Consider the following 22,132-nt stretch of genomic DNA (forward strand, 5'->3'; position numbering starts at 1 on the left):
ATTTACTCAGATTAAACCTTAGCACTCTTACCAGCCTTGCGACGAATTTGTTCACCAAGATAGCGAACACCTTTTCCTTTGTAAGGTTCCGGTTTACGCAACGAACGTAATTTGGCACAAACCTGACCCAGAAGCTGCTTATCAGCCGATTCAAGCGTAATCAGGGGATTACTTTTTCTGTCGGTTTTAGCTTCCACTTTAACTTCTTTGGGCAACTCAATATGAATGGCGTGAGAATATCCCAACGAGAGTTCCAGAATTTGCCCGTTATTTTGTGCACGATAACCAACCCCCACAAGCTCAAGCTGTTTCTTGTATCCTTCAGATACGCCAATAACCATGTTATTGATGAGGGAGCGGTACAATCCGTGCATGGCCTTGTGCTTTTTCTCGTCTGAGGGCCTTTTCACTTCTATATTTCCGTCATTAACTTCAACGATCATATCGGGATTAATTTCCTGGTGAAGTTCTCCTTTCGGACCTTTAACGGTAACCACATTATCCTTGACCGTTACGTTAACACCGGAAGGTATGCTGATTGGTAAAATTCCTATCCTTGACATAACTAAAACCTCCTTTTTAATATACGTAACACAAAACTTCACCACCCACCTTTTCATTGCGGGCTTCTTTATCTGTCATAACCCCTTTACTGGTGGATATGATCGCAATACCCAGGCCATTGAGAACACGCGGTACCGAGCGATATCCGGTATATTTTCTCAAACCGGGTGTGGACACACGCATCAACTTTTTAATGGCCGGTTCTTTGGAAGCGGGATCGTACTTCAGGGCAATTTTAATGATACCCTGCTTACCGTCTTCCATGATCTTGTAGTTAAGGATATAACCTTTATCATACAATATTTTGGTCATTTCCTTTTTCAGGTTGGAGGCAGGTACCTCCACAACCCTGTGCCGTGCCATGACGGCGTTCCTGATTCGTGTCAGGTAATCTGCAATTGGATCTGTCATCTTCTTAAGTTTAAATTGATCCCGGAAGCGGGACAATATTTAACACTTACTCTCCTTACCAACTGGCTTTTTTTACACCGGGGATTAATCCGGCAGAAGCCAGTTCACGAAAAGTAATCCTGCTAACACCAAACTGACGCATATATCCTTTAGGACGTCCGGTAATTTTGCACCGGTTATGTTGTCTGACCGGAGAACCATTACGAGGTAATTTTTGCAATGCCTCGTAATCGCCTTCTGCTTTCAGACGCGCCCTTTTCTCTGCGTATTTGGCAATAAGTTTTTCCCGCTTTCTGTCACGGGCTTTCATGGATTCTTTTGCCATATTAACTAATTCTTTTTAAGATTTTTAAACGGTAAGCCGAATTCCCGGAGTAAAGCATAAGCTTCTTCATCGGTTTTTCCTGAGGTGACAAAGGTAATATTCATACCCATAATTTTATTCACCGCGTCAATATTAATTTCAGGAAAAATGATTTGCTCCTCAACGCCGAGGGTATAATTTCCACGCCCGTCGAGTTTGCTGTTCACACCTTTGAAGTCGCGAATACGTGGTAATGCAACACGAATTAAACGTTCCAGAAATTCGTACATATTATCGCGGCGCAGCGTAACGCTTGCACCGATGGGCATTCCTTTACGCAACTTAAAATTGGAGATATCTTTCTTTGAGTATCTGGGTACAGCTTTCTGGCCTGTGATTGTTGTTAATTCATTAACAGCTACATCAACTAATTTCTTATCGGCCACAGCATCACCTACCCCCTGATTAAGAACAATTTTCTCCAATCTGGGTACCTGCATCACCGTTTTGTAGCCAAACTCTTTCATAAGAGCCGGTACAATTTGTTCTTTATACTGTTTTTCTAATGTCGGTGTATAGCTCATTACTTGATCTCCTCTCCTGATTTTTTAGAATAACGAACCAATTTTCCCTGGTCGTTTCGTCTGCGACCAATACGGGTGGCTTCTCCTGAAGAAGGGTCCTTCAGGTTTAGATTGGAAATATGAATCGGGGCCTCCTTCTTGATGATTCCGCCCTGTGGGTTTTCAGAATTGGGTTTGGTATGCTTACTTACCATATTAACCCCTTCCACGATGGCGCGCTTCTTTTCGGGAAAGACCTCCAGGACTCTTCCTTCCTGTCCTTTGTTGACACCGGCATTGACAATAACGATGTCGCCTTTTTTGACATGTAATTTTCCCATAATTTCTTAACTCTTTAAAATTTAAAGCACTTCAGGCGCCAATGAAACAATTTTCATGTATCCGTCGCGTAATTCACGCGGTATGGGGCCGAAGATACGTGTCCCACGCATCTCGCCCAGGTTATTGATAAGCACACAGGCGTTATCGTCGAAACGGATATAAGAGCCGTCGGCGCGCCTAACTTCTTTTTTGGTACGAACGACCACCGCTTTACTAACGGTGCCTTTCTTCATATCGCTTGAAGGCAGGGCACTCTTAACAGTTACCACAATACGGTCGCCTACCGAAGCATATCTGCGTCCGGTACCACCGAGGACCCGGATACAGAGCACTTCTCTGGCGCCACTATTGTCGGCAACATTCAATCTGGATTCTTGCTGTATCATGATTACTTAGCTCTTTCAAGGATTTCAACTAATCTCCAACGTTTGGTTTTGCTCAGGGGCCGGGTTTCCATAATCCGGACGGTATCCCCTATATTGCAGGCATCTTCGGCATCGTGCACGTGAAACTTCTTTGTCTTTTTCACAAATTTCCCGTACATGGGGTGTTTCTCACGAACCACGACAGCAACAACGATGGACTTGTTCATCTTGTCGCTCACGACAACACCTGTTCTTTCTTTTCTAAGATTTCTGGTTTCCATCTACTTACTGTTTTTCATTTAATTGCTTCTGACGCAGAATTGTTTTCATGCGTGCAATGTCACGGCGGGTCTGCTTAATCTTCATAGGATTCTCCAAAGGAGAAATGGTATGATTAAGTTTCATGCGAACCAGCTCCTGACTTAAGGTGTCGATGCGCTCCTCAATTTCCTGAGGTGTCATTTCTCTAATTTCAGAACTTTTCATACCTCTTATTCATTTGAAGATTCAACAAAATCCCGACGCACTACAAACTTGGTAGTAACGGGTAGCTTTTGAGCAGCCAGACGCAGGGCTTCTTTGGCTACATCGTAAGGTACTCCGTCGCATTCAATAAGCATGCGTCCGGGTGTTACCGGGGCAACAAATCCTTCGGGGCTACCTTTCCCTTTTCCCATCCTAACTTCCGCAGGCTTTTTGGTAATTGGTTTATCAGGAAAGATACGTATCCAGATTTGTCCCTGGCGTTGCATATAACGTGTCACTGCAATACGGGCGGCCTCAATCTGACGACCGGTAATCCATTTCGTTTGCAGCGATTTGATTCCAAAAGAGCCGAATGCCAGTTCATGCCCTCTCTGGGCGTTCCCCTTCATTCTTCCCTTTTGTTGCCTTCTGTATTTTACTTTTTTTGGTTGTAACATCGTTAATGTTCAATTAAAGGTTAACGAATGACTACTTTCTTCTCTTTTTGAATCCGCCTTTGCCACGGCCACCACCGGTCTCTTTCACATTGAAGTTGGGTGAAAGATCGGGTTTTCCGTAAATTTCTCCCTTACAAATCCAGACTTTGATTCCAATCAAACCGGTTTTTGTGAGGGCCTCGGCCTTAGCGAAGTCAATATCGGCGCGGAAAGTATGAAGGGGGGTACGACCTTCTTTATACATTTCGGAACGGGCCATTTCGGCACCGTTCAGACGGCCTGAAACCTGAATTTTTATCCCTTCTGCCCCCATTCTCATGGTGGAAGCAATGGCCATTTTTACAGCACGGCGGTAGGCAATACGCCCCTCGAGCTGTCGTGCAATGTTATTGGCCACAATAAGGGCATCCATTTCAGGACGTTTCACTTCGAAAATATTGATCTGTACTTCCTTATCGGTAATTTTTTTCAACTCCTCTTTCAGCTTGTCCACCTCTTGTCCGCCTTTACCAATAATAATACCCGGGCGGGCAGTATATACGGTAATGGTAACAAGCTTGAGTGTACGCTCAATTACAATCCGTGAAACACTGGCCTTGGCCAGACGAGCATTGAGGTAGTTACGTAGCCTGGAGTCCTCCAACAGCTTATCGCCGTAATCTTTCCCACCGAACCAGTTGGAATCCCATCCGCGGATAATTCCTAATCTGTTACTTATTGGATTTACTTTTTGTCCCATCTAGCTCAATTTAATTTTCTTGATTTTCTAACTTACTGTCAACCTTAATGGTAACGTGGTTCGACCGCTTACGTATGCGGTGTGCACGTCCTTGTGGGGCTGGTCTTAATCTCTTTAATATCCGACCTGAGTCCACATAAATCTCTTTAATATAGAGATTGGCATCTTCCAGCCGGACGTCCTCGTTTTTTTCTTTCCAATTGGCGATGGCTGACAACAAAAGTTTCTCAACACGACGGGAGGCCTCCTTGGTGGAAAACTTCAGGACGTCGAGTGCCTGGTTTACTTCCATTCCCCGAACCATATCGGCTACAAGCCTCATCTTACGGGGGGAAGTAGGCACATTGCGAAGCCTGGCCACATATTCCTGTTTCCTGGCTTCCTTTAATTTTTCTGCTCTTATTCTTTTTCTTGCACCCATTTTTTTGTCATTAAAAAATTAGAACTCCCGGGCGATTATTTCTTTTTGCTCCCTGCGTGACCACGGAAGGTACGCGTAGGAGCAAATTCGCCCAACTTATGTCCTACCATATTTTCGGTAATATAAACGGGAATGAATTTATTTCCGTTATGTACCGCAATGGTATGCCCCACAAACTCAGGGGCAATCATCGATGCACGGGCCCATGTTTTAATGACCGACTTCTTGCCGGATTCATTCATTTCTGAAATCTTACGTTCCAGCTTGTAATGAATATAGGGTCCTTTCTTTAACGATCTGCTCATAATTCAAAAACAATTAACCGGTTACTTTTTCCTTCTTTCGAGAATGTACTTGGATGAAGCCTTCTTGCGGTTTCTGGTTTGATAACCTTTGGCAAGAACGCCTTTCCTTGATCTTGGGTGTCCGCCGGAAGCGCGGCCTTCACCACCACCCATCGGGTGATCGACCGGGTTCATAACCACACCACGAACACGCGGACGACGGCCGAGCCAGCGTGAGCGACCGGCTTTACCCGATTGCTCAAGAGCATGGTCGGAATTACCAACTGCACCAACAGTGGCGCGACAAGTGGTAAGTACCATCCTCGATTCTCCGGAAGGTAATTTCACAACGGCATATTTTCCTTCGCGAGCAGAAAGCTGAGCAAAGGTTCCGGCGCTACGGGCCAGTGCACCTCCCTGACCGGGATGCAGTTCTACATTATGGACAATGGTACCCAGTGGAATATCTCCCAATGGAAGTGCATTTCCTATTTCGGGAGGAATTCCTGTTCCTGACTGCACCTTGTGTCCAACCTGCAACCCGTTAGGTGCAAGAATGTACCGTTTTTCACCATCTTCATATACCAGCAAAGCGATTCGTGCACTACGATTGGGATCGTACTGAATGGAATCAACTGTTGCAGGAACACCGTCTTTATTTCGCTTGAAATCGATTACCCGGTACTTCCTCTTGTGGCCGCCGCCGATGTAACGCATGGTCATTTTTCCAGTGTTGTTACGTCCGCCGGACTTTTTCAGTGGCCGCAATAAGGACTTCTCTGGTACATCTGAGGTAATCGTGTCAAATGCACCAATAATTTTGTTTCTCTGCCCCGGTGTTGTGGGCTTTAATTTTCTTACTGCCATGTCAATTAAATATTGCTAAAGAAATCAATCTTATCTCCTTCGGCTAATGTTACAATTGCTTTTTTGAAAGAATTGGTACGCCCGCTGATGATACCGCTTTTGGTATAGCGTGTTTTCTCTTTACCAGAATAATTCATTGTATTTACACTGGTAACTGAAACGCTATACATTTCCTCCACGGCTTTTTTAATCTCAATTTTATTGGCGCTTTTGTCCACTATAAAGCCGTATCGGTTCAGGGTATCGCCAAGCCACGTCATTCTTTCCGTTACTATAGGCTTAATAATTACATCCATGACTCAGTATGTTAAGCGTTAAAATGTTGCGCGATTTCTTCAACCGAACTTTCGGCGAAAACAAGCGACTGGGCATTCATTATATTGTAGGTATTAAGACCTGAAAGCGTAGAAACCTGAGACTTCGGGACATTTCGCGATGAAAGATAGACGTTACGATCCATTTCCTTAAAAACAATCAGTGTCTTTTTACCGTCCAGATTAAGATTCTTGCGAATACTTACAAACTCTTTGGTTTTTGGTGCTTCCAGCTTAAAATCTTCTACTACAACAATGGCGTTGTTTCTGGCCTTATAGGCAAGAGCCGATTTGCGTGCCAGTTGCTTCAACTTTTTATTCAACTTAAACCGGTAGTCCCGGGGTTTCGGGCCGAAAGCACGGCCTCCGCCACGAAAGACGGGAGATTTAATGCTTCCGGCACGGGCAGTACCCGTACCCTTTTGTCTTTTGATCTTTTTGGTACTCCCGGCTATTTCTGCTCGCTCTTTTGTCTTATGAGTGCCCTGACGGTTATTGGCCAGATACTGTTTTACATCAAGATAGATGGCATGATCATTGGGCTCAATACCGAAAACAGAGTCGGGCAATTGCACTTTCCTGCCGGTTTCCTGTCCTTGTATGTTAACTACGTTCAGTTCCATTACTTTTCGATAATTAGATATGAACCCTTAGGTCCAGGAACAGACCCTTTAACCATCAACAGGTTATTTTCGGGAATTACTTTAATTACTCTCAGGTTTTCAACTTTAACTCGGTCACCGCCTGTACGGCCGGCCATTCTCATGCCTTTGAACACCCTCGACGGGAAAGAAGACCCTCCCAATGACCCGGGAGCCCTTAGTCGGTTGTGCTGACCATGAGTCTGATCGCCAACGCCACCAAAACCGTGACGTTTTACAACACCCTGAAACCCTTTTCCTTTGGAGATCCCTGTGATATCGACAAAAGTATCTTCATCAAAGATATCCACGGTTAAAACATCACCCAGTTTCAGTTCCTGTTCAAAATCTTTCAATTCAACCAGCTTGGCCTTGGGAGTGGTACCAGCCTTCTTAAAATGCCCTTTCATGGGATTGGTGGTACTTTTCTCTCTCTTTTCGTCAAAAGCCAACTGAACGGCTTCATACCCGTCGGTCTCATTGCTTTTGACCTGGGTGACGATGCAAGGACCAGCTTCGATAACAGTGCATGGAATATTTTTTCCCTCGGCACTGAAAACGGAAGTCATTCCGATTTTTTTTCCAATTAATCCTGGCATTGCTTAAAGATTTAAAAATTCAGATCACACTTTAATTTCAACCTCCACGCCGCTGGGAAGTTCCAGTTTCATGAGGGCATCAATGGTTTTGGCTGTCGAACTGTAAATGTCAATCAACCGTTTGTATGATGCCAGCTCAAACTGCTCGCGGGCCTTCTTGTTAACGAAGGTGGAGCGCAAAACTGTAAAAATCCGCTTATGCGTGGGAAGCGGAATGGGACCGCTGACGACAGCCCCGGTAGTCTTTACCGTCTTCACGATCTTCTCGGCAGATTTATCCACCAAATTGTGATCGTACGACTTTAGTTTGATTCTTATTTTTTGATTCATAATCGTTGATGAGAACTGTTTCTATAATAATTCAACTTTACCTTTTGCCTCTTTTACGACTTCTATGGCGATATTTCTGGACACTTCTTCAAAATGGCTGAATTCCATCGAAGATGTCGCCCTGCCGGATGAAATGGTTCGCAAAGCAGTAACATAACCAAACATTTCTGCAAGCGGTACTTTAGCTTTGACAACCCTGGCTCCGGCCTTGGATTCCATTCCTTCCACCTGACCACGTCGTTTGTTGAAATCAGAAATAATGTCGCCCATATATTCTTCGGGGGTAACCACTTCAACCTTCATAATAGGCTCCAGTAATACCGGCTTAGCTTTCATGCAGGCTGCCTTAAATGCCTGACGAGCAGCAATCTCAAACGAAAGCTGGTCAGAATCAACGGGGTGAAATGAACCATCAAGCAGTTCAACTTTAAGACTGTCGACATTAAAACCGGCCAAAACTCCGTTTTTCATGGCTTCTTTGAAGCCTTTCTCTACTGAAGGAATAAATTCTTTGGGGATATTACCCCCTTTTACAAGATCGATGAACTGAAGGCCATCTTTCCCAGCGGCTTCGTCGGCAGGACCGATGCGAACAATTATATCGGCAAACTTACCACGACCACCGGTCTGTTTCTTAAATACTTCTCGATGTTCGACGGTTTTCGTAATGGCTTCTTTATAGTTAACCTGCGGGCGTCCCTGATTACATTCAACCTTAAACTCTCGCCGCAACCGGTCAATAATGATTTCAAGATGCAATTCACCCATTCCGCTAATTACAGTTTGTCCGCTTTCTTCATCTGTTTCGACACGGAATGTCGGGTCTTCTTCGGCCAGCTTTGAGAGTCCGTTACCCAGCTTGTCCATATCTTTCTGACTTTTGGGCTCAACGGCAATACCAATCACAGGCTCAGGGAATTCCATAGATTCGAGCGCAATGGGGTGTTTTTCATCGCAAAGCGTATCACCGGTTCTGATGTCTTTAAATCCCACACCGGCGCAAATATCTCCGGCAGATATGGTATCTTTGGGTAACTGTTTATTAGACTTCATTTGGTAAAGCCGGGAAATTCTCTCCTTTTTTTGAGTTCGTGAATTCCAGACCTGCGAACCAGCATTTATTACCCCGGAATAAACACGCATAAAAGCCAGCCGTCCTACAAAAGGATCGGTAGCAATCTTAAAGGCAAGAGCGGTAAAGGGAGCGTTCTCATCATGCGGACGGGCTTCTACTTTACCGGTATTGGGGTTGGTACCTTCAATCTCGGCCACATCAATAGGAGAGGGAAGGAAACCGATAATGGCATCAATCAATCGTTGAACACCCTTATTTTTGAAAGCCGAACCACAAAGCATGGGCACAACCTTCATGTCAATAGTTGCCTTTCGAAGGACTTCAATCAGCTGTTCTTTTGTGATGGAATCAGGGTCTTCAAAGTAACGCTCCATCAGTTCGTCATCGTACTCAGCCACTGACTCAATGAGTTTTCCACGCCACTCTTCAACCTCATCAGCCATATCGGCAGGTATATCCTGAAGCGCATAATTTGTTCCCAAAACATCATCGTCGAACCAGACAACAGCCTTATTTTCAATTAAGTCTACAACGCCCCGGAAGTCATCTTCAGCTCCAATAGGTATCTGAACCGGCACCGGATTGGCACCCAGAACCTCTTTCACCTGACGAACTACTTCAAAATAGTTAGCGCCGGAACGGTCCATTTTGTTGACAAATCCCAGGCGGGGTACACCATATTTATTAGCCTGACGCCACACTGTTTCAGATTGCGGCTCAACACCTCCTACAGCACAAAAAACTGCAACCGCACCATCGAGTACCCTGAGTGAACGTTCTACTTCAACAGTAAAGTCAACGTGGCCGGGGGTATCGATGATATTAATTTTATATTCTTCGTTATTATATTTCCATTGAGTGGTAATGGCAGCGGAAGTAATGGTAATACCTCTCTCCTGCTCCTGCTCCATCCAGTCCATCGTAGCAGAACCATCGTGGGTCTCACCAATTTTATGAGTCATACCGGTGTAAAACAAAATCCGCTCGGTAGCGGTTGTTTTTCCGGCATCAATGTGAGCCATGATTCCGATGTTTCTGGTATATTTCAAGTCTGCCTTTGCCATAATATTAAGGTATCCTCTTCTTTTAAGTTAAGTTTAAAATCTAAAATGAGCGAAAGCACGGTTGGCTTCAGCCATCTTGTGCATATCTTCTTTCCTTTTGAAGGCTCCGCCTTCCTGGTTATATGCCGCAACAATTTCAGCAGCCAGTTTTTCAGCCATCGACTTACCGCTGCGCTTACGGGCAAATGCAATCAGGTTTTTCATACTAACCGACACCTTTCTGTCGGGGCGGATTTCCGTTGGAACCTGAAATGTAGCCCCACCAACGCGGCGGCTTTTGACCTCTACTGCCGGGGTAATATTTTCCAATGCCTTTTTGAACATCTCGAGTGGTGACTTACCTTCTTTCTCTGCTTTGTCGGCAATACGGTCTATAGCATCATAGAAAATACCGTAAGCAACAGACTTTTTACCATCGAGCATCAGATTATTCACAAACTGGGTCACCAAAATATCATTGAATCTTGGATCGGGAAGAATAATTCTTCTTTTTGGTTTACTTTTTCTCATCTCTTCTTTTTGTTTATTAGCATTTTTATTGGCTGCATCCGTGTCTTCAACGACCGATGGTCATTTACTCAACCTTTGTTTACAAACCAATAAACAAAACCAAACAGTGAAACATTAATTACTTCTTAGGACGTTTAGTTCCATACTTTGAGCGACGCTGTGTGCGACCTTCAACACCCGAAGCATCCAAGGCACCGCGTACAAGATGGTAACGAACACCCGGTAAATCTTTCACCCTGCCTCCGCGTACAAGCACAATTGAGTGCTCCTGAAGGTTATGACCTTCGCCCGGGATGTAGGCGTTTACCTCTTTACCGTTGGTCAACCTAACACGTGCAACTTTACGCATGGCCGAGTTTGGTTTTTTGGGTGTAGTAGTGTAAACCCTCACACAAACACCACGACGTTGCGGACAAGCATTCAATGCAGGCGACTTACTTTTCTCCACCTGTTTCTTCCGTCCTTTCTTTACTAACTGATGAATTGTTGGCATATATTCAACTATTTTAAACTTAAAATACTCTTTTAAAATGGGTTGCAAAGGTAGTATTTTTCAATTAAAATCTCATTGATTCTCAATATTTTTCACCTCTTTGCACAAAAAAGCGGTGCAAAAGTACTAATTTTCAATTGAAAAATCATAACAACATCTGACTTTTTATTGTAAAGAATTGGTTAAAAATGGTTTTATCCGAAGATTAATGTTCTGGAATTTTTTCCCTGCCCGTATCTTCTGCTTTTTGACGAAGTATTGTATATCTTTTTTACCTTGCAACAAAATTTAAACTTTTCGAATTATGTACCGATATAAAATTTTTCTTGCACTTCTGGTAGTGCCGGCCGGCATCGTTTTCAGCCAAACAGAACAACAGGCAAAAAACAAAGGCTTGCAAAATATAAAGGCAGAAGAAATGGCTGCCGATCTGGAATTTCTTTCAACCGATATTCTTGAAGGAAGAGAAGCCGGCAAAAAAGGCGCTGAACTGGCTGCTTATTACATAGCATCACAGTTCAAAAAATGCGGTTTAATTCCTTTAAATGAAGATCATAGAATACCTTCTTCTCTGACAAACTATTTCCAACCCGTTGATTTGGTCTGGGAAACAGTTGATGAAACAGGTATTACAATTTCTGCTAAAAATAAAAGCATCATTCTTAATGAGGGAGTTGATTTTGCTCATAAACGCGTTGACCATTCTTTTGTCATCTCCGGAAAACTTTTTTTCGGTGGCTTTGGGTTAAATGAGGCCCCGGATGTTACTTTCCCGAAAAACACGGAAAATAAAATTTTGATCAGGGCGGCAGGATATCCGGCTGCAAAAGATTCGCTCTCCGAAGGATTCAAAAAATATAATGAACTATCAACGAGCGAACTTGAGAGACTAAAAGAAGAGAAAGCAAAAGAGGCAGGAGTAATTGCCATCCTGGAATTTGACCCAGAAAATCCTTTCCCTTTCAAAGAAAAAAGAGAGTCGGCTGCTTATGCCGAAAAAGAACTTACCAAATATTCATCGGGAATATACAAGCGAGTTGTAAGAAGGGCGAATACGGTTTCTTCTGAAAAAATTCCGGTATTCACCATTTCACACAGAACACTTTTTTATTTTTTCCCGGAATTAGAAAACAAACAGAAAGATATTATTTCAGGCTCCACCCCAAACATAACGGGAAAGGGGACACAACCCACAATTCAAATGTCGGCTACCATTCATTCCGAACCTTTTGAAAGCTCAAATATTGTGGGAAAAATAGAAGGCAAAAACAAAGATGAATTTATTGTCATCGGTGCCCATTATGATCACCTGGGATTCTATGACGGCTATATATGGAATGGTGCTGACGACAATACCTCAGGTATCGCAGGTGTTTTAGCCCTGGCGAAAGCGTTTTCCGAATCGGGGATCACCCCTGAACACACAATGATTTTTGCTGCATGGACTGCCGAAGAGAGAGGTTTGCACGGCTCCACGCATTTTGTAAAGACTTTCAAGAATCCATCACGGATTAAGCTTTATCACAATTACGATATGATTGGGAGAAGTCCGGACCCGGAAATATCCGATTCTTCAGTCTCTTTAATCTACACATCAAAATTGGATGCGGCTGAAGCACTGAGCAAGCAGCACAATAAGAGCTACCGGTTAGGTTTAAACATTCGATATGCCCCGGTGGAAAATCCGACGGGAGGAAGTGATAATGCCCCTTTTGCGCAAGAGGATATTCCCATTATCTGGTTTCATACCGGAGGGCATCCCGATTATCACGGGCCATTCGACCATTTTGATAAAATAGACTGGTCAAAGCTTGAGAAAATAGTCAGGTTAAGTTATCTGAATTTGTGGGAAATTTCGGCTCCAGCCACTCAAACAGGTCATTAGATTATTGGATTTAAGATATTGACAAAAAGAGTCTTTAAGAGTAATACTCCGTTAAACTTTTACAGATGTCTGGTAATTAGTGCTCGTCTATAAAGTAGGAAAAGTTTCCTACTTATCATGTGTCTGTTCAGAAAGTGTCATTTACAAGGCTTGCGAAGTCCGAAAATACGGACTTTACTCATAGTAAATGAGTAATTTTCGGACGAGCGTAACACAGTAAATGGCACTTTATGGACAGACCTAATTAATTGTTTACACAAATAACAACAAAAGCCACAACTATATCATAATAAAAACATTGCATCATTGCGTCTCTGCGTTTAGGCTTTTTTTTAACTGACTATTGTAAGAGTGAACCCGGTATTTAACCACAAAAGACGGGAACAAATTGTATATTTGCAACCCCGAAAATCAATGTAAATTCATTAAAACCAATAAACAATGAAGGCATACGTATTTCCCGGGCAAGGCGCCCAATACGTTGGAATGGGAAAAGATGTTTATGAGAACGATCCCATAGCCAAAAAACTTTTTGAAGAGGCCAACGAGATTTTAGGCTTTCGCATCACCGATCTTATGTTTGAAGGAACGGAGGAAGACCTGAAACAAACAAAAGTAACACAACCTGCGATTTTCTTACATTCAGTTATTCTGGCCAAAACACTTGGAAACTCGTTTCAACCCGAAATGACAGCCGGCCATTCTTTAGGAGAATTTTCGGCACTGGTGGCTGCCGGGGCATTGTCCTTTGAAGATGGTTTAAAGCTGGTTTACCAGAGAGCCTTAGCCATGCAAAAAGCCTGTGAGATAAAACCGTCAACAATGGCAGCAATTGTGGGGTTGGATGACAACATTGTTGAAGAAGTCTGTGATTCGATTGATGATATTGTCGTTGCAGCCAACTATAATTGCCCGGGGCAGCTGGTGATCTCCGGCACCTTCGAAGGCATTGATAAGGCATGCGAGCTATTGAAAGAAAAGGGGGCCAAAAGAGCACTTAAATTACCCGTTGGCGGAGCCTTTCACTCTCCCCTGATGGAACCTGCTCGTGCCGAGCTTGCCGACGCCATTAACAATACACAATTCAACATCCCGATTTGCCCGGTTTATCAAAACGCAGATGCCAAACCGCAGACCGATCCTGCTAACATTAAACAGAACCTGATTGCGCAGCTCACAGCACCTGTCAGGTGGACACAGACGGTTCAGAATATGCTTGCCGACGGCGCCGATCATTTCACGGAAATCGGTCCTGGAAAAGTGCTGCAGGGATTGATTAAAAAAATTGAAAGAAGTGTGACAACCGAGGGTATTAGTCAACTTCAATAAATTTCTGAAAACGGGTGCGCATCAGCCACCCGTTTTATTTATTCCACATCACCACAGCTTTTTGTTGTTTACCATCCATCAGAATTGTCAAGGGTTTATCAAATCTTACATGAATAAAATAACCTGTGTTATCAATCACCTGCTGATTACTTAAAAATTCAAGGTCGACAAACTCATTTTTGTTTTTGGTGTGTACTGAAAAATAACCGACATTCATTGAAGTCACGTTATGAAAAAAATGTGAACCTAAAGATGCATCCAGCGGAAAATCCGGGAGCCCCATCTCAACAATTACCCGTGCGTGAGAAATTTGCGACCAATATACAGGGATACCTGTAAAGGGATCGCGTGTTCCCCATCTTCCGGGACCTATTAAAACATATTCGCGCTCTTCTTTTTCCATCTTTTTGTTGATTCCGGCCATCTCAGCCGCCATTTCACGGGTCTTTGTCCTGTCGAATTTATCCACATTCATAAAAATAACATCCCGGATATGATTGTACCGGCCATTTCCCATCCCTTTCTCCGATTTCAGGATGACACGTTCGTCTTCGACCTCAGAAAAATCCACATCCAAATGTTTTTCAAGACGAATCAGAGGTTTTATCTGCAACAACCACAGTGTCGGATTGCCTTTATCTCCCTCATCCAGGTCTAAAGCAAACTCAATCTCAACAGGTGCCCCCATTGCCTCTCTGAAGTAACGTAACAACATGTCGAGTGTGCGTGGCAAAGGAACCAAATCATATTTTAAGATATCGGCGAAATTCAATACTCTCGGGCCACGAATGGAAAAATCGTTGACCAGCCGATCGTTATTAATATCATAAACAGTGGCACAATGTTTCAGATTTCCGTCTTCTTCGGCCTCACTAATATCTAATTTTCTGATAAAGGCATCTTCCCCGTCATTCAATAAATCGGCATTGTCTTCTTCCAGGTCTACTGCATAAAAATATTCCTGCGAGTCTTTTATCTGGTCGCTCAGTGAGCTTAGTTCAAGACCCGGATAACGCGGACAAAAACGCCATGCTTTTTCACCGCCAACAACATATTTGCCAAGTCCGACACAAATTACAGCGAAACCGTCGCCGGGTTTCATATATGAAAACGGATAGTAATTGAAAGACTGTGCCACGCCGCTAACGTGAGGATAAAACCTGTTGTGTGCTTTTTGTCCCACCAGTTTCTGAATAATTACCGCCATTTTTTCTTCATCAATTTTATAATGAACCGCATCGAAATAAGCACGGGCAGTAGGACTGAAAATAGAGGCATAAACCAATTTTACAGCCGTTGCAAGCTGGTTAAATCTCACTTCGGGGTTGGGATCATTATTCGGAAGGACATAAGTAGAAAAAACACCGGCAAAAGGTTGTAAAAGGCTGTCCTCAAAAAGTCCTGATGACCTTACAGCAATCGGTGCATCCATGTACTCGATATACTGACGCAGCTTTCTTTCAACTTCATTACTGAGTTTGGCATTTATTATTTTCTGTTTTATCTGATCAAAATCCTTTTCTTCATAGATAGACTTTAAAAGATTATTTTTCTCAAGAAATGTGGTAAACTCAGCGGCCCCGACAATGGTTGTAGGCGGAATTTTTATATTCAGATCAGGAACAATGGAAGCAAAATCAATATTCTCGATAAAATTACTGAGAAATGCCAGGCCCCTTCCTTTCCCTCCGAAAGAACCGTCGCCGATACGCATAACGAACCGATCCATATTTACCATGGCCGGATCGAACTGAACGACACGCCCCCTCATGCGCTCAATCCTGGCCTCCTCAAATACATCAAGAATTTTCTGACGTAATTTTGTTGTGCTTTCAAAATCTTCAATTCTGTATGGTCGCAGTCGTTTGGCTATAGATATCTCTCCACGTGCCATGAGCCAGGTAGAAATTCCGTTTCGACGGGCATGATACAAAAGCGACTCCGGAGGAACTTCCTTCAGGCACCGAATAAACTCCTTCAGGTTTCTTGCGGTAGCCAGGGTTACTCCGCGTGAATTGGTAAACACAAAATTTCCGAAGCCAAGTTTCTGATGGATGAAATTGTAAATATCCATGCTCAGGGTATCGGAATTTTTGTCAATAAAATCGGCACCCACTTCCTCTGCCTTCTTCGCATTGCCGGGATCAGAAGACTGAAGCAGGGTAGGAAGATTAACCTTGCTTTTTACATAGCGAATCAGATCAACACCTGCATTTTCATCCGGTTGCCCGTTGCGTGAATATTTAACATCAGAAATAACACAGATAAGATTATCGAGATATTTGTCCACTATCTCCACTGCTTCTTCGTAGGTACTCACTAAAAGAACTTTGGGACGAACTCTCATTTTGAGTATCTTATGTGTCTGATCCGAGGTTTCTTCGGTAAGAATATTCTGTGTTTGCGTCATTATAATGGAATAGAGCATCGGAAGATACCGGGTGTAATACCTTTGAGAGTCCTCAACCAAAAGAATAATGCGAACATCGCCCACCTTTACATCGTTTTCGGCGTTGAGCTTATCCTCTACATATTTTATCATTGCAAGAAATACCCGTGAATCGCCGTTCCACACAAATACCTTATCAATACTTCCCCCGGGCGAAGAAGGTTCATCGAAATACTTAAGATCTTCGTTATTATTCACCATCAGAAGAATGGGTAAATCGGGATAAGACCTCCGGATTTCCCGGCTTAATGATACGGGCATCTTTTTATCGAGACCGGCCATCAGGATAACCATGTCGAATTTGCGCTCGGCCATAAGCGACAAAGCCTCATCATAAGTGGCAACGCTGGTAATTCGTGGTGCTGAAAAAAGATTGAGTTGAAGATATTCCCCGAAAATTTTGTCGAAAAAACGTCCTTCCCTGACAATCGAATAAGAATCATAATAGGTAGCAACCAAAAGAACCTCGGTTACTTTGAAAGACATCAGTTCCTGAAAAATATCCTGGTCGGTCTTTTTGCGTTTATATATTTTGGAAAGCTCAACATAGTGATTTCCACTGCTCATAATACTTACAAATTAATAGTGAAACTCAAAAACAAGGTAGGCCATTTTGTTGAAAAAACAAAAGTGATCTTGCAGTTATGACTGTCTTCAGATTACAATAGATACGAGATTTTTAAATATAAGATTTAACCTGCTTTATTCATAAATCATCTATTACAAAGTTTACCACTACTTTTCACTGTCTGCCCCGATAATTAGTGTCTGTCCATAAAGAGCCATTTACTGTGTTATGCTCGTCCGAAAATTACTCATTTACGAGGAGTAAACTCCGTATTTTCGGACTTCGCAAGCCTTGTAAATGACACTTTCCGGACAGACACACATACTGTAAAAATTTTTTTGCGAGTTTATTGGGGACTATTCGGGTACAGAAATCACGTATAAATTCTTTCATGCGAATTCTAATTGTTATAAAATACAATACCCGGAACATAACCGGGCATTGCAATCTGTGTGATAAGTTCCTTTAAAAGGCAGGCTAAATTCCCAGATTTTCTTTCATTTCGCGGAGCAGTTTCTGGCGCAGTGGTTTAAGATTGTCACCGGAGAAACCAATAATGAATTTTCCGGTCCAATAAAGATAAATTGTTCCGTTAAAAGGGTCTTTAATAACAAAATCCCCTTCCGCCGGTTCTTCAATTTCCTGCCCGGCAAATTCGTGATACTTATTAATCAGCTCTTTCACCTCGTCATGAGTTTGCCGTTCAATAACAAACATAGTCAGTTTTCCTTTGTCAGTCTTATAATTTGCACGATAAGCACTACCGAGAAATTCAAGCCCCATAAAAGTATTTGAAACAAACTGTCGTGAATTAACAATCAAATTTTCCCGTGGCATGGCTTCGATGATCCCGGGCAGCTGATGGTCCTCATTTAAAGTATCGGCCAGATTACGAGCGGAGGACAAAAGCACACCGCTTCCGGCATCCTTCTCCCTGTAAGAATTCATTTTAACGTAATAGCGTCCTGTTACAAAATTAAGAATCGCCTCCTCGTAATATCCCTGGGCTCCAATACGCTTCACCTTTGCTTCGGGCGGACGTTCCATGCTGTAAATGCCATAAGCATGAACCGGATCTCCATGGTCGTAAACTTCCAGAGTAATTTCGGCATCCCCTTTTGAGTAACGCACAACCCACAACTTCTGAAAGTTGTAGCTAAAGTAAAACTCTGAAGCCCCGTTGATATGATCAAACAGATTGGAAGAATCAAATACTTCTATTTCTCCATCCTGCTCCCAACCGGAAATATGCGGAGCCTGAAACGAATCGGCAAATACTGCAAAAGAGACCAATAATGCCGGTAAAAGAAAGAAAGTTCTCATATAAATAAAGAATTGTTTATACAATCAATGGCACAAGACACAATGCGGATTCGATAAAGTAAATCATCTCATTTGGTCTCATGCTTCACCCAAATGAGTGATTTCCGAAATCGGGGTTAACCTGGCTTTCGTAAAAGTTTTTATCAATAAATATATACCCTCAGCGAAAATTAGGTCTTATATATAAAAATTTTGCGTCATTGCTTTTCTGCGTTTAAGCTTTTCTTAACTGACTATTGGAAATTACCTCAAACCAAAAATTCTGAGGGCACATTCTGAATCCTTGCTATGTCGGAGATCTTTTTTCGCACATCAAATCCCGCACGGCAATGAACAGAACATTCCATACATCCGCTGCAAGGATTATCAGAAACACCCGCGGCCAGCACCGTTTCTCTGGCTTTAGCAGGGTAAGAATAGGCATAATTATACATATAGGAACGCATCAGATCGGAAACCGGCAAATGATGTGAACACTGACCTTCGCACTCATTGCAACCTTTGCAGAACATTCCTGTTTCGTGCAGTGCAAGTTCAAGGTCGTTCTTTTCCTTATTATCCAGTTGAACATCGGAGGCCACCGACCAGTTTTCCATCAACATCTCGTAAGAAACAATGCCTGGAATACAGGTATGCACATGTGGATTGGAGAGTGCCCATTTCAAAGCAGCCTTACAGTTAACAGGCTTTGTTTTCTGCTCATCAAGCCAGCCACCAGCCATGTTTTTCATCCCTATAATGCCGATCCCGGCATCGTGTGCCCGCTTAAGTGCATTATTGAGATGTTCGTCATCAGCATATCGAAAATTGTAGGTGGTAAGAATCACTTCATAAAAACCGTTATCCACGGCAGCATTGATTAAATCGGCCATATTTCGATGCGTAGAAAACCCAACATGTTTTACCTTGCCTTCTGATTTAGCCAGTTTCAGGGCTTCTATAAAATTCTCATTGTAAAGGTGCTTGGTATCACTAACTGCATGCAGGTACAAAATATCAACATACTCCATCTGTAAACGACGAAGACTCACATCAAGCATATCCAGAAAATCACGGGTCGAAGCGTCACGTCCGGGATTGATTTTAGTAGCAATAATAAATGAATCACGAGGTTTGTCTTTAAAAAAGTTACCCACCATTTCTTCATTTCTACCTTCCTGATAACCATGAGCGGTATCAAAATGAGTAATTCCAATATTATAGGCAGCCTTAAGAATATTGGGATTATCTGCACGCATAACGCCCATGCTTACAATTGGCAACCTGATACCCGTGTTGCCAAGGGTACGGTAAATTACATCATTTTTTTTCAGCTGGTTGAAAGAATTAGCAGATGCGTGATTCCGGCCACCGGCCACAAAGCCTGCTGTAGCAGCAGTTCCCAACTTCAGAAAATTGCGGCGATTTAAAGAGGAATTGGTCATAGCGTTTTGATTTAGTTGTTTTCCGGGTTGTTTTATCACTTAAATTTACAGAAGAAATCTGCCAAAAACAAAAAAAGCCATCCTCTCGAAACGAAAGAATGGCTTTCTGTATGTTTATCAATGTTTTATGAATTAAAACTTCACACGTAATAAACAGATGCCGGAGTATAATAATTACACGCCGGGATGAATAATCTGTTTCTGAGTATTGTCGTCATAAAATTTATATTCAAGAAACGCAAGAGAATCGGAGGGTTTCACCTTTATACCAAATCCAAGATCGAACTTCCATTTTAAAATCTGAGATGGAAATCCCTGCTTAAGATAGGCATAAATATAAGGATGAACCCACAGGGTCAACTTCTTCTTATTCAGCTCTTGCACTACAAACCGGATTTTGTCATTCAAAGTATCGGCAAACAGGATAGAGGGAGCAATTTCTCCCTTCCCTTTACATACGGGACACTTTTCACTGGTGTCGATATGCATTTCGGGCCGTACTCTTTGACGGGTGATTTGCATCAGCCCGAACTTACTCAGTGGCAAAATATTATGCTTGGTTCTGTCAGCATCCATGGCTTCTTTCATCTTTTCAAAGACGCGCTGACGATGTTCGGATAATTGCATGTCAATAAAATCGACTACAATGATCCCTCCCATGTCCCGAAGCCTTAATTGCCTGGCAATTTCTTCTGCTGCAGCAAGGTTTACTTCCACAGCATTTGATTCCTGGTCGGATGCCGAGCGCGATCTGTTGCCACTGTTTACGTCAATAACATGCAGCGCTTCGGTATGTTCTATAATAAGATATGCGCCGCTTTTGAATGAGACGGTACGCCCAAAAAGGGCCTTAATTTGTTTTTCAATTCCAAACTGGTCGAAAAGAGGAGCATTCCCCTTATAAAGCTTTACAATTTTTTCTCTTCCGGGAGCAATAAGTTCTACATATTCTTTTACTTCCCTAAAGATTTCGATATCGTTTATATACACCGAATGAAAAGAAGGATTGAGAAGATCTCTCAAAATAGCAGAGGTACGGCCAATTTCACCGAGAACAAGTCCGGGTGCCTTAATATCGCGAACTCTGGCAATGGAATCTTCCCAACGTTTAACAAGAGTCCGAAGCTCTTTATCCAGTTCGGCCACTCTTTTCCCTTCGGCTACAGTACGAATAATGACACCGTAGTTTTTGGGTTTAATACTGAGCAGCAAACGTTTCAGACGGCTTCGTTCTTCTGGAGAATCGATTTTCTGACTCACCGAAACTCGGTCGGAGAAAGGAATAAGAATGAGGTTTCGGCCAGCAATGGAAATCTCGGAAGTGAGCCTGGGCCCTTTGGTTGAAATAGGCTCTTTGGCAACCTGAACGAGCACTTCCTGTCCACCTGTTAGTACTTCGGAGATGGTTCCGTTTTTATTAATATCGTTTTCCGGTTTGAATTTGTGCAATGAGACACTTCCCTTTTTGGCTTTCGACTGTTTGAGATACTTGTTAAGACTTAAGAATTGTGGTCCCAAATCGAGATAATGCAAAAATGCATCCTTCTCATAACCAACATCCACAAACGCAGCATTCAATCCGGGCATTATTTTTTTCACTTTGCCCAGATAAATATCGCCAACTGCAAACTTCACATTGCTTGGTTCACGTCTCAGTTCAACGAGACGTCTGTCTTCGAGCAAGGCAATAACAAGTTCGCCGGGAGTTACATCTACAAATAGTTCTGCACTCACAACATGTATTAAGTTAAATATACATTATTTCAAAGAACGACTCAACAGATACAACAAAAGAACAAACAACACAGTGGCTGTTTGTTCTTCAGTATCTTCTTATGCGGTTAAAAGACTACTTTCTCTTTTTATGGCGGTTCTTCCGCAGTCTTTTTTTCCGCTTATGTGTTGCCATCTTATGCCGCTTTCTTTTTTTTCCACTTGGCATAGTAATTCAATTTAGCAAGTTAAACATTTTTACTTAACGTTGTTCTTCACCTTCGTCACAAAACTTTTTGAAGGTTTGAACGAAGGAATGTAGTGCTCGGGAATAATAATGGTAGTATTCTTCGAAATATTGCGGGCAGTCTTCTCTGCACGCTTTTTCACGATAAAACTACCAAATCCTCTCAGGTATACATTCTTACCTTTTACGAGGTTTCCTTTTACTGTTTCCATGAAGGCTTCAACAGTTTTCTGAACTGTAACCTTCTCAATTCCAGTATTCTTCGAAATTTCGTTAACAATATCAGCCTTTGTCATCTCTTTGTAAAATTATTTAATTATCAACTAATTAGACGTAAATTTTCATTTTCAGTGTGCAAAGATAAAGGAATTCCATAAGAAAAAAA

27 protein-coding genes are annotated in these 22,132 nt (G+C 42.6%); 2 read left to right on the forward strand and 25 right to left on the reverse strand.

Annotation, left to right across the window (positions count from 1 at the left end):
• Positions 1 to 11: 11 nt before the first annotated feature.
• The 20 genes from rplF to rpsL form a co-directional block, all read right to left on the reverse strand.
• Positions 12 to 563: a 50S ribosomal protein L6 gene (rplF, locus tag OQ5_RS0119215; RefSeq protein WP_016779048.1), complete on the reverse strand. Its 552-nt coding sequence runs from the start codon at positions 561 to 563 to the stop codon at positions 12 to 14.
• Between the two features lie 16 nt (positions 564 to 579).
• The gene (gene rpsH / locus OQ5_RS0119220) at positions 580 to 975 is read right to left on the reverse strand and encodes a 30S ribosomal protein S8 (protein ID WP_016779049.1); all 396 of its coding nucleotides are present in this window, start codon (positions 973 to 975) and stop codon (positions 580 to 582) included.
• Positions 976 to 1,030: 55 nt separating this feature from the next.
• Positions 1,031 to 1,300 carry a 30S ribosomal protein S14 gene (gene rpsN, locus OQ5_RS0119225; protein WP_016779050.1) on the reverse strand — a complete coding sequence of 90 codons (270 nt, stop codon included), beginning with the start codon at positions 1,298 to 1,300 and terminating at the stop codon, positions 1,031 to 1,033.
• 5 nt (positions 1,301 to 1,305) lie between these two features.
• The gene (gene rplE, locus OQ5_RS0119230) at positions 1,306 to 1,863 is read right to left on the reverse strand and encodes a 50S ribosomal protein L5 (RefSeq protein ID WP_016779051.1); all 558 of its coding nucleotides are present in this window, start codon (positions 1,861 to 1,863) and stop codon (positions 1,306 to 1,308) included.
• The gene (gene rplX / locus OQ5_RS0119235; protein ID WP_016779052.1) at positions 1,863 to 2,183 is read right to left on the reverse strand and encodes a 50S ribosomal protein L24; all 321 of its coding nucleotides are present in this window, start codon (positions 2,181 to 2,183) and stop codon (positions 1,863 to 1,865) included. The genes rplE and rplX overlap by 1 nt, the downstream gene beginning before the upstream one ends.
• A 21-nt stretch (positions 2,184 to 2,204) precedes the next feature.
• Positions 2,205 to 2,570: a 50S ribosomal protein L14 gene (gene rplN, locus OQ5_RS0119240; protein WP_016779053.1), complete on the reverse strand. Its 366-nt coding sequence runs from the start codon at positions 2,568 to 2,570 to the stop codon at positions 2,205 to 2,207.
• Between the two features lie 2 nt (positions 2,571 to 2,572).
• A complete protein-coding gene (rpsQ, locus tag OQ5_RS0119245; RefSeq protein WP_010416579.1) occupies positions 2,573 to 2,830 on the reverse strand; it encodes a 30S ribosomal protein S17 in 258 nt (85 codons plus the stop codon).
• Between the two features lie 4 nt (positions 2,831 to 2,834).
• Positions 2,835 to 3,035, reverse strand: a complete 201-nt coding sequence (gene rpmC / locus OQ5_RS0119250) for a 50S ribosomal protein L29 (RefSeq protein ID WP_026055413.1) — start codon at positions 3,033 to 3,035, stop codon at positions 2,835 to 2,837.
• Positions 3,036 to 3,040: 5 nt separating this feature from the next.
• On the reverse strand, positions 3,041 to 3,472 hold the full coding sequence (gene rplP, locus OQ5_RS0119255) for a 50S ribosomal protein L16 (RefSeq protein WP_026055414.1): 432 nt from the start codon (positions 3,470 to 3,472) through the stop codon (positions 3,041 to 3,043).
• A 31-nt stretch (positions 3,473 to 3,503) separates the two neighbouring features.
• Positions 3,504 to 4,211: a 30S ribosomal protein S3 gene (gene rpsC / locus OQ5_RS0119260; RefSeq protein ID WP_016779056.1), complete on the reverse strand. Its 708-nt coding sequence runs from the start codon at positions 4,209 to 4,211 to the stop codon at positions 3,504 to 3,506.
• A 10-nt stretch (positions 4,212 to 4,221) separates the two neighbouring features.
• On the reverse strand, positions 4,222 to 4,632 hold the full coding sequence (rplV, locus tag OQ5_RS0119265; RefSeq protein WP_016779057.1) for a 50S ribosomal protein L22: 411 nt from the start codon (positions 4,630 to 4,632) through the stop codon (positions 4,222 to 4,224).
• 35 nt (positions 4,633 to 4,667) lie between these two features.
• The gene (gene rpsS, locus OQ5_RS0119270) at positions 4,668 to 4,937 is read right to left on the reverse strand and encodes a 30S ribosomal protein S19 (RefSeq protein WP_016779058.1); all 270 of its coding nucleotides are present in this window, start codon (positions 4,935 to 4,937) and stop codon (positions 4,668 to 4,670) included.
• 21 nt (positions 4,938 to 4,958) lie between these two features.
• On the reverse strand, positions 4,959 to 5,783 hold the full coding sequence (gene rplB, locus OQ5_RS0119275) for a 50S ribosomal protein L2 (RefSeq protein WP_016779059.1): 825 nt from the start codon (positions 5,781 to 5,783) through the stop codon (positions 4,959 to 4,961).
• A 5-nt stretch (positions 5,784 to 5,788) separates the two neighbouring features.
• A complete protein-coding gene (rplW, locus tag OQ5_RS0119280; RefSeq protein WP_016779060.1) occupies positions 5,789 to 6,079 on the reverse strand; it encodes a 50S ribosomal protein L23 in 291 nt (96 codons plus the stop codon).
• 11 nt (positions 6,080 to 6,090) lie between these two features.
• Positions 6,091 to 6,720 (reverse strand): 50S ribosomal protein L4, encoded by a 630-nt coding sequence (rplD, locus tag OQ5_RS0119285; RefSeq protein ID WP_016779061.1) that lies wholly within the window; start codon positions 6,718 to 6,720, stop codon positions 6,091 to 6,093.
• A complete protein-coding gene (gene rplC / locus OQ5_RS0119290) occupies positions 6,720 to 7,337 on the reverse strand; it encodes a 50S ribosomal protein L3 (RefSeq protein ID WP_016779062.1) in 618 nt (205 codons plus the stop codon). The genes rplD and rplC overlap by 1 nt, the downstream gene beginning before the upstream one ends.
• Positions 7,338 to 7,361: 24 nt before the next feature.
• Complete coding sequence (rpsJ, locus tag OQ5_RS0119295; protein WP_010416554.1) at positions 7,362 to 7,667, reverse strand: 30S ribosomal protein S10; 306 nt, start codon at positions 7,665 to 7,667, stop codon at positions 7,362 to 7,364.
• 21 nt (positions 7,668 to 7,688) lie between these two features.
• Positions 7,689 to 9,806, reverse strand: a complete 2,118-nt coding sequence (gene fusA, locus OQ5_RS0119300) for an elongation factor G (protein WP_016779063.1) — start codon at positions 9,804 to 9,806, stop codon at positions 7,689 to 7,691.
• Positions 9,807 to 9,839: 33 nt separating this feature from the next.
• Positions 9,840 to 10,316, reverse strand: coding sequence for a 30S ribosomal protein S7 (gene rpsG / locus OQ5_RS0119305; RefSeq protein ID WP_016779064.1), 477 nt, complete (start codon positions 10,314 to 10,316; stop codon positions 9,840 to 9,842).
• A 118-nt stretch (positions 10,317 to 10,434) separates the two neighbouring features.
• On the reverse strand, positions 10,435 to 10,809 hold the full coding sequence (gene rpsL, locus OQ5_RS0119310; RefSeq protein ID WP_010663223.1) for a 30S ribosomal protein S12: 375 nt from the start codon (positions 10,807 to 10,809) through the stop codon (positions 10,435 to 10,437).
• 304 nt (positions 10,810 to 11,113) lie between these two features.
• Between rpsL and OQ5_RS0119315 the strand changes: the two genes are divergently transcribed.
• On the forward strand, positions 11,114 to 12,694 hold the full coding sequence (locus OQ5_RS0119315; protein ID WP_016779065.1) for a M28 family metallopeptidase: 1,581 nt from the start codon (positions 11,114 to 11,116) through the stop codon (positions 12,692 to 12,694).
• A gap of 441 nt (positions 12,695 to 13,135) precedes the next feature.
• Positions 13,136 to 14,023: an ACP S-malonyltransferase gene (fabD, locus tag OQ5_RS0119320; protein ID WP_016779066.1), complete on the forward strand. Its 888-nt coding sequence runs from the start codon at positions 13,136 to 13,138 to the stop codon at positions 14,021 to 14,023.
• Positions 14,024 to 14,057: 34 nt separating this feature from the next.
• Here the strand turns inward: fabD and OQ5_RS0119325 are convergent, their stop codons facing one another.
• The 5 genes from OQ5_RS0119325 to OQ5_RS0119345 all read right to left on the reverse strand — a co-directional run bounded on the left by OQ5_RS0119325 (position 14,058) and on the right by OQ5_RS0119345 (position 22,043).
• Positions 14,058 to 17,039, reverse strand: a complete 2,982-nt coding sequence (locus OQ5_RS0119325; protein WP_016779067.1) for a DUF5752 family protein — start codon at positions 17,037 to 17,039, stop codon at positions 14,058 to 14,060.
• Between the two features lie 478 nt (positions 17,040 to 17,517).
• Positions 17,518 to 18,363 carry a DUF6599 family protein gene (locus tag OQ5_RS0119330; protein WP_016779068.1) on the reverse strand — a complete coding sequence of 282 codons (846 nt, stop codon included), beginning with the start codon at positions 18,361 to 18,363 and terminating at the stop codon, positions 17,518 to 17,520.
• Between the two features lie 248 nt (positions 18,364 to 18,611).
• Complete coding sequence (locus OQ5_RS0119335; protein WP_016779069.1) at positions 18,612 to 19,787, reverse strand: aldo/keto reductase; 1,176 nt, start codon at positions 19,785 to 19,787, stop codon at positions 18,612 to 18,614.
• A 174-nt stretch (positions 19,788 to 19,961) separates the two neighbouring features.
• Entirely contained in the window at positions 19,962 to 21,521 is a 1,560-nt protein-coding gene (locus tag OQ5_RS0119340) for an Rne/Rng family ribonuclease (RefSeq protein WP_016779070.1), read from the reverse strand.
• A 237-nt stretch (positions 21,522 to 21,758) separates the two neighbouring features.
• Positions 21,759 to 22,043, reverse strand: a complete 285-nt coding sequence (locus OQ5_RS0119345) for an HU family DNA-binding protein (protein WP_016779071.1) — start codon at positions 22,041 to 22,043, stop codon at positions 21,759 to 21,761.
• Between the last annotated feature and the right edge of the window lie 89 nt (positions 22,044 to 22,132).

The sequence above is a fragment of the Anaerophaga thermohalophila str. Valhall genome (assembly GCF_000250735.1).
GTDB lineage: Bacteria > Bacteroidota > Bacteroidia > Bacteroidales > Marinilabiliaceae > Anaerophaga > Anaerophaga thermohalophila_A.